The organism is Pseudomonas putida, assembly GCA_041879295.1.
Taxonomy (GTDB): Bacteria; Pseudomonadota; Gammaproteobacteria; order Pseudomonadales; family Pseudomonadaceae; genus Aquipseudomonas; species Aquipseudomonas putida_Y.
The window spans coordinates 820,045-834,800 of sequence record CP047152.1 but is presented as its reverse complement, the minus strand read 5'-3'; the positions used below and the strand labels follow the sequence as shown (position 1 = coordinate 834,800).

General features: G+C 57.7%; 10 protein-coding genes and 1 pseudogene. 4 read left to right on the top strand and 7 right to left on the bottom strand.

Annotated elements, in window-relative coordinates; translation table 11 throughout:
* Positions 1-4: 4 nt before the first annotated feature.
* Genes GST84_03870 through GST84_03860 form a run of 3 tightly spaced genes read left to right on the top strand, consistent with a single transcriptional unit; the run spans position 5 to position 5,758 of the window.
* Positions 5-2,473 (top strand): MMPL family transporter, encoded by a 2,469-nt coding sequence (locus GST84_03870; GenBank protein XGB11533.1) that lies wholly within the window; start codon positions 5-7, stop codon positions 2,471-2,473.
* Positions 2,474-2,514: 41 nt separating this feature from the next.
* Positions 2,515-4,410, top strand: coding sequence for a DUF1302 domain-containing protein (locus tag GST84_03865; GenBank protein XGB11532.1), 1,896 nt, complete (start codon positions 2,515-2,517; stop codon positions 4,408-4,410).
* A gap of 19 nt (positions 4,411-4,429) precedes the next feature.
* Positions 4,430-5,758: a DUF1329 domain-containing protein gene (locus tag GST84_03860; protein ID XGB11531.1), complete on the top strand. Its 1,329-nt coding sequence runs from the start codon at positions 4,430-4,432 to the stop codon at positions 5,756-5,758.
* Between the two features lie 52 nt (positions 5,759-5,810).
* On the opposite strand, the gene GST84_03855 is transcribed toward GST84_03860, so the two are convergent.
* The 5 genes and pseudogenes from GST84_03855 to GST84_03835 form a co-directional block, all read right to left on the bottom strand.
* Positions 5,811-6,779, bottom strand: coding sequence for an inovirus-type Gp2 protein (locus GST84_03855; protein ID XGB11530.1), 969 nt, complete (start codon positions 6,777-6,779; stop codon positions 5,811-5,813).
* Positions 6,780-7,449: 670 nt separating this feature from the next.
* Positions 7,450-8,001, bottom strand: coding sequence for a hypothetical protein (locus tag GST84_03850; protein XGB11529.1), 552 nt, complete (start codon positions 7,999-8,001; stop codon positions 7,450-7,452).
* A gap of 119 nt (positions 8,002-8,120) precedes the next feature.
* A complete protein-coding gene (locus GST84_03845) occupies positions 8,121-8,927 on the bottom strand; it encodes an MBL fold metallo-hydrolase (GenBank protein XGB11528.1) in 807 nt (268 codons plus the stop codon).
* Positions 8,928-9,045: 118 nt separating this feature from the next.
* The gene (locus GST84_03840) at positions 9,046-10,194 is read right to left on the bottom strand and encodes an iron-containing alcohol dehydrogenase (GenBank protein ID XGB11527.1); all 1,149 of its coding nucleotides are present in this window, start codon (positions 10,192-10,194) and stop codon (positions 9,046-9,048) included.
* A gap of 164 nt (positions 10,195-10,358) precedes the next feature.
* Positions 10,359-10,724: pseudogene (locus GST84_03835) on the bottom strand (hypothetical protein).
* A 63-nt stretch (positions 10,725-10,787) separates the two neighbouring features.
* Here GST84_03835 and GST84_03830 point away from each other — a divergent pair.
* Positions 10,788-11,765, top strand: a complete 978-nt coding sequence (locus tag GST84_03830; protein ID XGB11526.1) for an IS5 family transposase — start codon at positions 10,788-10,790, stop codon at positions 11,763-11,765.
* A 195-nt stretch (positions 11,766-11,960) separates the two neighbouring features.
* Here the strand turns inward: GST84_03830 and GST84_03825 are convergent, their stop codons facing one another.
* Together GST84_03825 and GST84_03820 are read right to left on the bottom strand one after the other, a co-directional pair.
* On the bottom strand, positions 11,961-13,379 hold the full coding sequence (locus tag GST84_03825; GenBank protein XGB15702.1) for a hypothetical protein: 1,419 nt from the start codon (positions 13,377-13,379) through the stop codon (positions 11,961-11,963).
* A gap of 67 nt (positions 13,380-13,446) precedes the next feature.
* Positions 13,447-14,595 (bottom strand): iron-containing alcohol dehydrogenase, encoded by a 1,149-nt coding sequence (locus GST84_03820; protein ID XGB11525.1) that lies wholly within the window; start codon positions 14,593-14,595, stop codon positions 13,447-13,449.
* Positions 14,596-14,756: the final 161 nt, after the last annotated feature.

The following is a 14,756-nucleotide window of genomic DNA, read 5'->3' as shown; positions in this document are numbered from 1 at the left end:
CACCATGTCCATACTGCATTCGTTTAGCCATAAGCTGGCTCAGGCCAAGGTCTGGTTGTTCGACCACCCGCGCACCGTGCTGGCGATCATCGCGGTGCTGACCCTGTTCTTCGCCCTGCGCATTCCCGGGCTGAAGGTCTACACCGACTTCTCCGACCTGCTGCCGCAGGAACACCCCTACATCCAGCTGCACAACAGCATCAAGGACAGCTTCGGCGGCGCCAACGTGCTGGTCATCGGCGTGGCCTTCGACAAAGGCGACCTGTTCAGCAACGAGCGCCTGGCCTTGATCGATCGGGTCACCCAGGCGGTGGACAGCCTGCCCGGAGTCAACCACAACCTGGTCAGCAGCCTGACCCACCGCAACTCGCGCAAGGTCTGGCTGACCGAGGTCGGCAGCATCAACTCCGAGCCTTACTACCAACCCGAGTTTGGCCAGCTCTCCGCCGAGCAGTTGGCGGCGATGAAAGCCGACGTGGTGGCCAACCCGCGGGTCTATGGCCCGTTGGTGTCGCCGGACCTGCAAGTGGCGCTGGTCAAGGCGCAACTGATCGAAGGCCAGCTCGACTACGCCAAGACCTTCGCGCAGATCCAGGCGCTGCGCGACGCCGAGAAGATCGACGGGGTGACCCTCTACGCCACCGGCCAGCCGGTGCTGGTGGGCTGGGCCTACACCTACATGAGCCAGATTTTGCAGATATTCATCTTCACCGTGCTGATCATGCTGGCGCTGCTGGTGATGCATTTCCGCAAGGCCTATGGCGTGCTGATCCCACTCGGCGGGGTAATGATATCGACCATCTGGGGCCTCGGCATCATCAGCCTGCTGGGCTACAACCTCGACCCGTTGGGCCTGGTGATTCCCTTCCTGATCGCCGCCCGGGCCATGAGCCACGGCGTGCAGCTGGTCGAGCGTTATTACGCCGAGGTCAAACTGCTCGGCGACGGCCCGCTGGCCGCGCGCGCCGCCTTCGACAGCCTGTTCCGCCCCGGCACCCTGGGCATCGTCACGGACGCCATCGGCCTGCTGTTGATCGCCATCGGCTCGATCGCCCTGAACACCAAGCTGGGCATCTATGCCTCGCTGTGGGCGACCACGGTGATCTTCAGCGTGCTGATCGGCGTGCCGCTGCTGCTGTCGATCCTGCCCAAACCGAAGAACCCGGAGATGCGCGAGACCGCGCTGCGCCACATCGGCGCGATCTGTGCGCGGACGGTGGCCAACCCGGCCTCCGCGCGCAAGGCGCTGGGCCTGGCCGGGCTGGCCATCCTCGCCAGCCTGTGGGCCTCCTCCCAGGTGCGCATCGGCGACTCCGAGCCCGGCTCGCCGATCCTCTACCCGGAACACGATTACAACGTCTGGTCCAAGGAGATCAACCAGCGCTTCCCCGGTTCGGAAGAGCTGTACATCGTCGCCGAGCATGCCGAGAAAGGCGGAATCAAGAAACCCGAGGTGCTGCGCGCCCTGCAAGCGCTGCAAAACCACATGCTCAGCGACCCCTCGGTCGGCGGCAGAAAGGGCTTGCCGGACCTGATCACCCAGGTCAACCGGCTGATGCACAACGACGATCCGCGCTGGCTGCAGATTCCCCACGACGCCAATTACGTCGGCGGGCTGATGTTCACCTACATGGCCTCCAGCCCGATCCCCGGCGCGCTCAACGAGTTCACCGACACCGACGACCGCGTCGCCAACCTGGTGTTCTATTACAAGGATCGTCAGGGCGAGACCATCCGCCGCGCCATGCACATGGCCAAGCAGTGGATCGAGCAGCACGGCGATGCAGTGCCGGGGCTGAGCATCCGCCTGGCTGGCGGTACCCTCGGCGTGGCCGCGGCGATGAACGAGTCGGCATTCGAGACCAACCTAGTGGTGCTGCCGCTGGTGTTCCTGCTGATCTTCGTCTTCGTCATGCTGTTCTACACCTCCTGGCATGCCGGCTTGATGATGCTCCTGGCGATGGCCTTCGCCAGCGCGCTGACCTACGCCTATATGGGCCTGGCCGGCATGGGTATCGACATCAACACGGTGCCGGTGATCGCCGTCGGCATTGGCGTGGGCATCGACTACTCGATCTACATGATGGATCGCATCCGCGAGGAAATGGCCAAGTTTGGCCGTCTCACCGACGCGGTGCGCCAGGCCATCGCCACCACCGGCATCGCCATCAGCTTCACCGCACTGACCCTGATGGCCGGGATCATCATGTGGGTGATCCTCTCGGACCTGCGTTTCCAGTCCGATGCCGCCCTGCTGCTGTGCGTGATGATCGTCATCAACGCCATCGCCGCCATGTTGCTGGTACCCGCCTGGGTGCTGGTGTTCAAACCGAAGTTCATCACCGGGGCCTATGCCGACGAAGACGGCATTCTGCACGCCGACGCTGCCGTGCCCGCCTCTGCCGAATCCCTGCCGGTCGCGCCCCGCGTGGCGACCGGCGGGCTGCCGCAAGGGGAACGCCATCCGGCCTGAACCGGATGCCTTCCCACACTTAAACCGCACGAGGACCTGTCATGCCGACAACAACAAAAATGGGCCTGCGACACTGGAGTCTGGCCCTGCTGGGCGGCTCAAGCCTTGCTCTGACGCCACTGACTTCGGTCATGGCCGAGGAAGAAATGCAGTTCACCGGTTACTACGAGAATGCCACCTTCGTTCGCGATAGCGCCGGATTGTCGAAATTCCGCAACACCGTGCAGGTCAACGCGGACAAGAAATTCGGCACCCTGGGCCAGCTGAACTTCAACAACGTGGCCTTCCACGGCACATTCCGCGGCACCTACGACGGGGTCTACGACCTCAACAGCAGCGAGTACGGCAGTGGCGCCGGCGGCGCGGTCAATCTGGAGAACAACATCGCCGGCGCGGGCTCGACTGTGCCGCACGGCGGTGGCATCCGTCCGCCAGGCACCTTCTTCGGCTTCAACGACGCGCGCAACCCCAACGAGGGGATGATCGTGCTCGGCGAAAACCTGCACAAAACCCGTGGCGGCGTGGCCTTCGGCGTGCCGGTACGGCCCTGCGACAAGGACAGCCGCGGCTGCATCGACGACTACCTGGACTACAGCAGCAACGACCTGCGTTTCCCCGAGTTCAACGAACGCCTGGACTTCATCCGCGAGCTCTACGTCGACTTCGACAACGAGCTGCCCAACGGCGACATCCTTAGCTGGCGCCTGGGCAAGCAGCAGGTGATCTGGGGCCGCACGGTGTTCCGCGTGCTCGACGTGATCAACCCGGTCGACTACTCGCGTAACAACATCTATGACGAGCTGGAAGACATCCGCATCCCGATGTGGATTGCCAAGGCCGACTGGCGGATGGGTGCCAACGAGGTATTCGACGACCTCAACCTGTCGTTCGTGTGGAACTTCGACAAGTTCCGCCCGCACAACCTTGGCCAGTGCGGCCAGCCCAACTCGATCCTCGACGCTGGCTGCTTCTTCCGCGGAATGAACAACCTGTGGGAAAACGGCGGCACCGTGGCCAACTTCGCCGGCGGCAACATCGCCACCGACTTCGGCCCCGGCCAGATCGGTATCCGCAAGGCGCACATGCCGTCCTGGAGCCTGTCCAACAGCCAGTTCGGCATCAAGCTGGAAGGCGTCTATGGCGATTTCGGCTTCTCGCTGAACGCCCTGACCTACCGCTCGCAACTGCCCTCGCTGCGTGGCGGCATCCCGGCTCTGAACCCCTTCACCGGTGAAACCGCGGTATGGCCGGCCCTGATCGCCTTCGATATCCATTTCCCGCGGGTCAACCTGATCGGCGGTTCGATGGACTACTACTCGCAAGCGATCGACACGGTGTTCCGCTTCGAAGTCGCGCACACCGAGGGCGAGGAGTTTGCCAACACCCTGCAATCACGGCTGTTCTCCGAGTCCGACGTCACCCGTTACGTGATCGGTGCGGACAAGAACATCTTCATCCCCTTCCTCAACCCGGGCCGCGCGTTCCTCTTCTCCGGCCAGCTGTTCGGCCAGCACATCCACGAGCACCAGCTTGAGGATCGCCCACTGGGCAAGGCCGGCATGCCGGACTGGGAGCAGAACTGGATCGGCACCCTGCTGGTGAAAGGCTGGTGGATGAACGGCCGCCTCAGCCCGCAAATAATCGTCGCGCATGACTTCAAGGCCCAAGCCACGGCCATCGCGCCGAGCGTGGAATACCTGTTCAGCGACAACTTGAAGATCGTCGCCGGCGCCAACTTCAAGGTCGGTCGCGGCGCTCGCGAGTTCGACGATTGCCGCAGCTGCAACCCCTGGGACCCCTTCACCAGCTATGGCCTGCCGGAGGGCGTAAGCGCCGGTCTGAGCGGCTACGAGCCGCTGGGCCGCTTCCGCGCCGGCCCCATCGGCATGGCGCAGAAGGAAGACGAACTGCAACTGACCCTGCGTTACAGCTTCTGATCAATCACGAGGAACAGCCATGAACTACAAGAAATTCCAGCAGAGCCGCGCCCTGGCGCTGGCCCTGTTGACGCTGGGCGCGACCAGCGGCGTCTACGCCGCCGACGAGGCGGTGATCCAGCAGTCCTTCCACCCCTACCAGAACGACAAGCCGAGCTTCGCCGGTCTGAGCGCCGGCATGACCATCAACAAGGGCAACGTCGCCCAGTTCAAGGAGATTCTCGACCCGGCCTTCTACGGCTTTATCGAGAAAGGTTGGGCGGAGCTGAAGGTCGGCGACACCACCTCCTTCGACCTCCCTGCCAGCTATGTCGATGCCACTCGCCAGTACATGGACGCGGTCAAACTCGGCGCCAAGCCCGGTGAGATCAGTGGTGCCGTGGCCGGCCGGCCGTTCCCCCAGGAGCCGGACGCCAGCGACCCGCGCGCCGGCGAGAAGCTCGCCTGGAACTTCAAGTACGGCTACAACTGGGGCGACAGCGCCGCCATCTCGCCGTTCTACTGGAAGTTCCGCGATTTGAACTCCGGCAAGGTGGAGCGCACCATCAAGTTCGACTTCCACTTCCTCAACTTCACCCGCCGGGTCGACCAGGAGCCGAAACCGGCCATCACCCCCAACCCGTCGCAGCTGTTCCGCGGCATCTACGTCAAGGTGCTGGAGCCGTATGACGTACGCAACACCCAGCTGTTGATCCACCGCGCCGAAGACGACCTCAAGCGTGACAACTCCTGGCTGTACCTGGGCTTCCAGCGCCGCGTGCGGCGCCTGGCCACCGGCCAGGTGACCGATGCCTTCCTCGGCTCCGACTTGATGATCGAGGACTTCGAGGGCTACAACGGGCGCATCTCAGATATGAAGTGGACCTACAAGGGCACCCGTTTCATGCTCATGCCCTTCTACAACCACAACGACCAGACACTGGACAGCGAGACCCACAAGGACAGCGACGGTTACCAGATGGTGGCGTTCGGTGGCCAGGGCGGCTGCTTCCCCAACATTACCTGGCAATTGCGCAAGGTCTACGAAGTGGAAGCGGCGCCGGTGGAGGCCAGTCATCCCCTATCCAAGCGGGTTCACTACTTGGATGCACAGACCTTCGCCGTGTCTCGCACCATTTCCTACGACCGCAAGGGCGCGCAGTGGAAGACATTCACCATCGGCAAGGCGCATCCCGACCACCACCTGCCCAAGAACAAGGGCACTGGCGTCGCACTGGATGACAGCTTCTCGATGATCGACGTACAGGCTATGCACTGCACCACCGGGCAGCTCAAGGGTCAGGTCGACCCGACTCTCAGTCCGCCGGAGATATTCAGCGTGCAGCACATGCGCGCTACCGGCAACTAAGCAGCGCACTCGGCCCGGCACGCGAGAAGCGTGCCGGGCCTTTCAGGCGTACTCATCCAGAACACTTGCACTTCCGAAAATCGGTCTGTGCTTGCCCCTTGCGCAGGCACTTCGCCCCTTTCGGTCGCAGGCTCAGATGCTGAGACCGCTTGGTTAAGTAGTCCATCGCAAGGTGCACGTTGCCACGAGTCCGCTCGTTGCTACGGTGAATCATCCCGATACCGCCTTTATCACCGTACTGGGCTTTGTTGTGATTGCAACTGTCGTAGCTACCCCTGCCACGGGTGATCTGCTCCCACAGAGCCCCGATTTGCTGCGCCTTGTAGATGTCACCCCGCACCATAGCGCCATTGAAGAAGAAGGCCGCATGGAGGTGGAACCCACGACGCTTTCCCTGTTCGACACGACAGATGTAGCCAGTCTCATGGTCGAAGATCGGATTGCGCTCACGCGCCCGAATCAGTCGCTGCAAATCCGCAAACACATGCTCAACCCGCAGCCTTGCCTGAGCAACGGAGCGGTAATACAGATTGACCCTGACCACCAGGGTCGTGGCGTAACGATCCAGCACCCGGTCGACGTATTCAGCCACTTCACGGGACTGCTGACGCCGTTGATATGCCGCGTCATCCCTACGACGACGGTAGCTGCGTTCATGCGTGAGTTGGCGAATATGTTCGGCCAGGCGGTTGAGCGTGTCGGTGTAGTCACGGTACTGGGACGTCTCTTCATCGAAAGAAATGATCCCTGCCAGTGAACTGTGCTCCACACCAACGTCGTAGCACGCCTGTTGGAACAGTCGCAGATGCGGCCCGTAGTGGTAGTCATCGTTATGGCTGACCAACTCCAGCATCTGAGCGAGGTTTTCGAAGTACCGGGAGAGCTTGGTACGCTTGACCGTGCCGCTGGCAGTCACCGATTGCACGGTTCCTTCGCTGCGCTCTACCGCGCCAACTAGGTCTTCGATCTGGAGTGCGATAGCGGACTGAGAGAGGGTTTTGGATGTGTGACGATGGTTCATGGTGTTGCACCTGGGTTGTTAGTACATATCAGGTGCAAGGTCTGTATTTTTTTACTGCTGCGAGCCTGCTAGTGCTGTTGCTGTGTGGTCAGCAACAGCGTCCTGTCATGCCCATGTGCAGCTAGCGCTGATGGCTACGGGTCATGGTGCTATGGGTATGGTTGATGAGGTATAGGTATATAACTAGAACAAGCAGCTCTCCGATCAGCACGGCATCGACCAGCCGGGAAAACGAGAGGAAAGATTCCCCCAGCAGCCGAGAAATTTCCTGCACATAAAACACAGGGAGTTAGCTGAGAAATTTGGCGACCAAGCGGCATAAGTGCTCTGACCAACTCTCAAGTCGGTCAGAGCATCAATTTACGCCATCACAACGATACAGGCTGCCACCTACAGCAGCCCTCTCGACCAACCACCTCGACAAGGGAGTGGGTCAAAGTGTGGGTCATAAACAAAAAATAAAAAATAATCCTCTAAAATCATACAGTTAAAACAAATAAATACCGGCATCAAGCCGGCTTTTTAATGCCCGCATGATGAGTGATTCGAGCAAGCACCTAGCCCACGCGTCTGTGGCGTTCATGCCTGTCATTTGCAACGTGGGGTGATTAAAGGTTGGAACTGGACGCACCAACCTATAACCACGGGATATTATGCTCTCACAACAAAATTAATAAGCCGACTTGCCATGCAATGAACCCGCCATGCTCGATCGGAATTGAGCCCCCCAATGGCCATCGACATTCGTAATAATATAGAACGAGTCAAAAGTATGACCTTGGATAGGGTTCCCAGCTTTATCCAGGCGTGTAAATGAAAGGGCCACGTGATACTTGTTTGCGTTGCCTTTCCCATCAGTACCGGACTGGACAACATACCGGTAGTTCCAACGTGTATTTTCCCAGCCAATTGCTTTCGAAAGCGCTTGCAAGTTTTGATCTTTCACATAAACTTCAGGTGTTTGCCAAACATTGACCTGGTTGCCAGACATGCGCACGTGCGGATAGTTCAATGTCTTCGCCCATGCCAACTCATCCTTGGCATTGAAGGTTGTCAGGAACCTGTCCAGTGCCTGGCAGGGAACATCAAACTTCTCGCTATAATTTCCTTTCGCGTCCTTTGCACAGCTGTCTGGCAAATCAGTCGGGGCAGAAGCTGCAAACACGTGGGAGCTTGCAATCCCAGCAGCCAAGAACAACGATACTTTCAATACAGGCTTCATGATCATCCCTTATTATAGTTTGCATTAAACATCCGATAAGACATTACAAAAAGCATCAACTTATCTTGCAGCTACAAACACTTTAACTGCGAAGCAACTCATAATGGCTCACACCTTTATTACAGGCTCGCAAGCGTCTCGCCACCAATCCTGCGAATTGAACCATCGGTCAGTTGCTTCGACTGCTCTGGGTCGTGGCCGTAAAGCACAATCGCCCCTTTAGATTTCAGCTGTTTGAACACATTGAAATTATTGAGCATTGCTTGTGCATCATTCACCACCATTGCATCAGGCAGCGTCATCTTTTCTAGAGACGCCTTCAAGTAGCAAGCGTCTGCAGTAATGACGACAACCTTACCCTCTACAATGACTTTAAGTGACTGATGCCCGGGCGTGTGTCCAAAACTCGGCACCAGCACAACCGATCCATCACCAAACAGATCGTGCTCGCCATCAACCTCAAGGCGGTCGTGGCCCAAATCATAATGACGAGGCGAATAGACTTCTTTTTCAATATTCTCTTCACTCTTAGCCGCCTCCCACTCACGTTTTTGAATCACCAGCCGCGCATTCGGGATACACGCATTACCACCGCAGTGATCGAAGTGCAGATGAGAGTTAATGATAAAATTAATTTTCAGCGGATCGACACCGAACGCCTCTAAACGCTTGGCCACATCCTCACCGGGTACAAAGTTGACTGTAGTCAAATCAGCAAAAACCCCGAGCGACTTCTTGACCACTTCTGGATCTTTCGATTGCAAAGGCAACTCAAGCCCCGTGTCAAACAGAACAGTACCTTTAGGATGTTCGATCAGATAGCACGGCACTGGAATTGCCAAATCACCTGTTTCACCCGCCATGAAAAAACCGTAAGGCATGGTGATCCAGCCGCATGTCATTGCATATAATTTAACTTCTTCCATCGCGATAGCCCTTCAAATAATGACGATTAGCCGTTGAGAGACGCCTAGACACTTCAACTCGGTGCACTCTGCCACTCCCTACTCCAATCTTTCTTGATTCTATAAACCCGCCCCCTTGTTACCAGGCAGCCCGGTAAATCGCCTCGATATCCCCAGCCGTGAATTTGCGCGGGTTATTGCGCATCAACCGGTCAATCTTGCTGGCCTCCTCGGCCATGGGTGCCAAAGCGTCCTGCGGAACGTTGAACGCGCGAAGACCGGTAGGAATGTCTACAGCAGCACACAGCTCAGCCATCGCATCGACACTGGCGTCTGCGGCCTGGCTATCGCTCAACCCGGCGATATTCACGCCCATTGCCTGGGCGACGTCGCGAAGGCGCTCCGTACAGGCAAGCTTGTTCCAGCGCATGACATGGGGCAGCAGCAAAGCATTGCTGACGCCGTGGGCTATGTTGAAGCGCCCGCCCAGCGGATAGGCCAGCGCATGTACTGCCCCTACGCCTGCGTTTCCAAAAGCCATGCCGCCCATCAGACTCGCTGTAGCCATGTCTTCCCGGGCAGCAAGATCATCGGGGTTGGCATACGCTTTAGGCAAAGCGCGAGCGATCAGTTTAATGGCTCCAAGGGCAATGGCGTCGGTGATCGGCGAGCGATTGATCGAAAGGTACGCTTCGATCGCATGCACAAGTGCATCGACACCGCTGGCAGCGGTTACGCTTCGTGGGCAGGTGCGCGTCAAGACCGGACTTACGAGAGCAACGTCAGGCAGCAGGTAGTCACTCACAATGCCTTTCTTGAGCTGCGCTTTCTTGTCGGAAAAGATCGCCACGTTAGTGACCTCCGAACCCGTGCCTGCAGTGGTAGGAATCGCGATCAGGGGCGGCCCCTTGCGGCTGACCTGATCGACGCCGAACAGGTCGGCCAGAGCGCCGTCGTGTCCGGCGAAGGCCGCGACACCTTTCGCGATGTCGATAGCGCTTCCTCCTCCCAACCCAATCAGCCCATCATGGCCCCCCTCGCGAAAGGCGCGGGTACAGTCTTCGACCAAACTGATTTCAGGCTCCGGTTGAGCCTGGTCGTAAAGGCCATAACTGCGGCCACCCAAGTGGGCCAAGGCGAGGTCGACTGTGCCCGACTTGAGCAGGATCGCATCGGTCACGATCAATGGATTACTCACCTTCAACCGGGTCAACTCAGCATCAAGCTGTTCTACCGCGCTGGCCCCGGTCAGGAGCTTATTGGCGATTTGAAAGGCAGAAACACTCATCGGCTCATCCTCGTTTTTTTATTTGAGTTGAACCAGGAGATTACAAAACGTGTGCCAAATTTCTGAAACGCCCGTTTTAGGGGGGGGGTTGCCTCGTTTTTGCTGATCTCCACCACGGCTGGCGATCACGATCTCAATCGAAAAAACGGCTGCTGATCAGAATTCTAATCAGATCTCTCCCAGCGTTTCATTTTCTGGACGATGGTTGCCTGGCTAACGCCCAGCGCTTTGGCCGCCAGGCGGGTGGTCTTGTGGACGCGAATTGCTGAAAGAATCGCGCTCCGCTCTGCGTTTTCCAGAACCTTGCGCAGCGGCAGGCGATTTTGATTCAAGCGATCAACGTGAAGGTTCAGGATCTCCTCTGGGAGATCCAACGCCTCAATCGTGTCACTTTCGCAGGTGACTACCAAACGCTCGACCAGATTGATCAATTCGCGAATATTGCCGGGCCATGCGTACTCACAGAGCAGGTCCAGCGCCTCAAGCCCCCACGTCATGTTGCGCTCGTAGCGCTCGTTGAATTGCCTTAGGGATCCTCTGAAAAACACTTCCAGATTTGGCAAAATGCCTGACCACTACCGTCGAGCCGCCTGATGAAGCAGATGACCTTCGCCGATGCCGAATACGCCGGCAAGCGCAAACAAACCCGCAAGGAACGCTTCCTGATCGAGATGGATCAGGTGGTACCGTGGGCCGGCTTGATCAAACTGATCGAGCCTCACTATCCAAAAGGTGAAGGTGGTCGCCCAGCTTATCCCTTGATGGCCATGCTGCGGGTGCATCTGATGCAAAACTGGTTCGGCTACAGCGACCCGGCGATGGAAGAGGCTTTGTACGAAACGACCATCCTGCGCCAGTTCGCCGGTCTGAATTTGGAACGTATACCTGACGAAACCACCATCCTCAACTTCCGTCGTCTGCTTGAAAAGCATGAGCTGGCTGCCGGGGTTCTGCAGGTCATCAACGGCTATCTGGGTGACCGTGGACTGCTGTTGCGTCAAGGCACAGTGGTCGATGCGACCATCATTCACGCACCGAGCTCGAGCAAGAACAAGGACGGCAAGCGTGATCCCGAAATGCACCAGACGAAGAAGGGCAACATGTATTTCTTCGGCATGAAAGCGCACATCGGTGTCGACGCCGAATCCGGGCTGGTGCACAGCCTGGTGGGGACAGCCGCGAATGTTGCAGACGTGACCCAGGTCGATCAGTTGCTACATGGCGATGAAACTTACGTGTGTGGGGATGCCGGCTACACCGGCGTGGAGAAGCGTCCCGAACATCAGGATCGTCAGATGATCTGGTCAATTGCCGCTCGGCCAAGTAGTTACAAGAAGCTCGGAAAGAAGAGCCTGATCGGTCGGTTACGACGCAAGATCGAATACGCGAAAGCGCAGGTACGCGCGAAGGTTGAACACCCGTTTCGGGTGATCAAGCGTCAGTTCGGTTACACGAAAGTGCGGTACCGTGGCCTGACGAAGAATATTGCACAACAAACCACGCTTTTTGCTCTGTCGAACCTCTGGATGACTCGAAAGCGGCTACTGGCGATGGGAGAAATGCGTCTTTAATGCGGAAAAACGCCTTGGAAGGGCTCCGTTTGAAGGTAAATCGATGAGTTTACGGCGAAGAATGTTCGATTATCGGATCGAATGAACATTCTTTTAACCTCAAGCCAAGAGGGCGTGGGCCCGGCGCCTAATTCAGACCTTCCCTAAGTTACGCAGTGGGGTCACTTTCAGTTTGGTGACCACACCACTCGTGCCTTAATCGAGAATCATGGACGGAGATGAGGCCTTATCTGTCTTTACCTGAGCAGGCTCGTCATCGACGGCCTGGTCGCGGGTGAAGGTGCCATCGTTCTCGCCTTTGAAGAAATTCTTCCCGTAGATCAGCAGGCAAAGCGCGACTCCCACGGCGAACGCCCAGCTGGCACCCTTGATGGCGAGCACGGCACCGATCACGCCTGCGATGCCAAGGTCACGCTGACTCTTCGCTTCCAGAACACCGAGACGAACGCTCACATAACCCTGGATCAGCAGAGTGAGGGCCAAGGCCACACCCAGGATGGGTTGAACAAGCGTAACGACTGGCAGCAACAACAAGCCTGTGTTCGTGCCCCAGCGGAAAGAGCCGACGCCACCGATGATGGTCTGCATGGCACGTGGGCCACCTTTGAACCGCTCGATGATGACCACAAGCATTGCCGCCCATTTAGGCCCGCACATTGCCACATCTGGGCCGAAGATACTCATGAATGCATTCCGTCCACCGAAGATCAGGTGAGCGCGATCAGGGTTGTAGTCCACCTTTTCATCGGTACGCACCTGCTCAGCCTCATCCAGCAGAACCTTGGCGCTAAGCACGTCGCCGAAAACGACGATGTACACCGCAAGCACCATTGGAATGGCTGAGATGAACATCGAGAGAGGTGGCATGCCCAGGCCGAAGACTGTGTAGTTGTTCCAGAGCCCCATAAAGTCAGGCGTGCTGATACCCCACTTGATGGTTGGCCAGGATGCTTCGTTCACCAGCGGCGCAATCACGACGGCAAGCAGGATGATGGGCAGAATTCCAAGCTTGGCGAAATTCCACCAGAAACGATTCCGTTTTTTCAGCTGTGCGAAATGCTGGGAGAAAATCAGATAGAACGCCAGGCCTACGGTGATGCTGATAGTGATCGGCAGCACATCGAATTTACCGCCAATCTGGAACACAGAAATCACGGCACTGAAACCCGCGCCGACAATGATGCCCGACTTGATGGCTGAGGGAACGTAGGTGAAGACCTTCTTGGCCATTCCCGTTGCGCCGAGCGTTATCGAGAACACTCCTAACAATAGCTGGAAGGCAATGAGTGCATGAACGCGCTCTGGCCCCTCAGGGAATGTCGCGCAGTAAGCCATCAGCAGTGGGACTGCTGGCGTGATCCATCCTGGAACGGTTGGATCTCCAAGGAGATGGTGAGTGAGGTAAAGCAGACCATTGAGCATGACGACAGCGAGGGCCACTTCGAATGGCATTCCGAGAAGCTCGGTCATCAGGGGGATCGCCGCGAGGTCCACGGCGCACATCAAGAGGCCTTGGAGGAAGTCTGGTAGCTCAAGGCGATAGTGCAGAAATGGCAGTCGAACCTTGAACGGGCCAAGGGGAATGTATGGAGTTTCATGTGCTGAATTTGACATCAGTGCACCTGTATTATTGGTCTTGTAGGCATGGCACCCAGCCAGGGGTGCCAGATTCATCAGGCTGCTACCAGGCTGCTCGGTAGATCTCCTCAATGTCTGCCGGCGAAAGTTTGCGAGGGTTGTTGCGCATCAGGCGGTCGATCTTGCTGGCCTCTTCAGCCATTGATGCCAATGCGTCATGGGGGACACTGAATGCTCGAAGCCCGGTTGGAATACCGACTGCTGAACACAGCTCGGCCATCGCGGTAACTGCAGCATCAGCTGCTTGAAGGTCGCTCAGCCCGTCGACGCTGATACCCATTGCCTGGGCAACATCTTTGAGGCGCTCAGCACATGCGAGCTTGTTCCAGCGCATGACGTAAGGAAGCAAGAGTGCGTTGCTGACACCGTGAGCGATGTTGAAGCGTCCGCCAAGTGGATAGGCCAGGGCATGTACCGCACCGACACCAGCGTTGCCAAACGCCATGCCACCCATGAGGCTCGCCGTGGCCATTTCTTCGCGAGCAACCAGGTCATCAGGGTTCGCATAGGCCTTTGGCAAGGCACGTGCGATAAGTCGGATTGCGCCCAGCGCGATGGCATCGGTGATAGGTGAGCGGTTTACAGAAATGTACGATTCGATGGCGTGTACAAGCGCATCTACCCCGCTTGCAGCAGTGACGCTACGTGGGCAGGTAAGGGTCATTACCGGACTTACCAAGGCGACGTCTGGCAAGAGGTAGTCGCTCACAATCCCTTTCTTCAACTGCGCCTTTTTGTCCGAAAAAATAGCCACGTTGGTGACCTCGGAACCGGTGCCGGCAGTGGTTGGGATTGCGATCAGTGGAGGGCCTTTGCGGGCTACCTGATTTACTCCGAAAAGATCGGCCAGAGCTCCCTCATGCCCAGCAAAGGCAGCAACACCTTTGGCGATATCAATCGCGCTGCCACCGCCCAGGCCGATTAGTCCGTCATGACCGCCTTCACGGTAAGCACGAGTGCAATCTTCAACCAAGCCGATTTCCGGCTCTGGTTGAACTCGGTCATAGAGGCCGTAGTTGCGGCCAGCCAGCTCGGCCAAGGCGAGCTCAACGGTGCCGGTTTTCACCAGGATCGCATCGGTCACGATGAGGGGATTATTGACCTTCAAACGTGTTAGTTCGGCATCGAGTTGGTTAATCGCGCCGGCGCCAGTAAGGAGTTTGTTAGCTATCTGAAAGGCAGAAACACTCACGGGCTCATCCTCTTTGTTTTCTTGTGATGAGCTGGTGGGTAACAAAAGCTATGCCAAAGCTTTGAAAAGACCGCCGTTGCTGGCCTTCACAGCGTTCTGGTGAATGTCGGGAGGCGTTCAGCGAGCAAGAATTAAATCAAAAAGCTGGTCTCCGATTAGGA

What these genes read in the sequence shown, in the direction of transcription:
- GST84_03870 (XGB11533.1), top strand. Translation starts at nt 5, where the DNA reads ATGTCCATACTGCATTCGTTTAGCCATAAGCTGGCTCAGGCCAAGGTC.
- GST84_03865 (XGB11532.1), top strand. Translation starts at nt 2,515, where the DNA reads ATGCCGACAACAACAAAAATGGGCCTGCGACACTGGAGTCTGGCCCTG.
- GST84_03860 (XGB11531.1), top strand. Translation starts at nt 4,430, where the DNA reads ATGAACTACAAGAAATTCCAGCAGAGCCGCGCCCTGGCGCTGGCCCTG.
- GST84_03855 (XGB11530.1), bottom strand. Translation starts at nt 6,779, where the DNA reads ATGAACCATCGTCACACATCCAAAACCCTCTCTCAGTCCGCTATCGCA.
- GST84_03850 (XGB11529.1), bottom strand. Translation starts at nt 8,001, where the DNA reads ATGAAGCCTGTATTGAAAGTATCGTTGTTCTTGGCTGCTGGGATTGCA.
- GST84_03845 (XGB11528.1), bottom strand. Translation starts at nt 8,927, where the DNA reads ATGGAAGAAGTTAAATTATATGCAATGACATGCGGCTGGATCACCATG.
- GST84_03840 (XGB11527.1), bottom strand. Translation starts at nt 10,194, where the DNA reads ATGAGTGTTTCTGCCTTTCAAATCGCCAATAAGCTCCTGACCGGGGCC.
- GST84_03830 (XGB11526.1), top strand. Translation starts at nt 10,788, where the DNA reads ATGAAGCAGATGACCTTCGCCGATGCCGAATACGCCGGCAAGCGCAAA.
- GST84_03825 (XGB15702.1), bottom strand. Translation starts at nt 13,379, where the DNA reads ATGTCAAATTCAGCACATGAAACTCCATACATTCCCCTTGGCCCGTTC.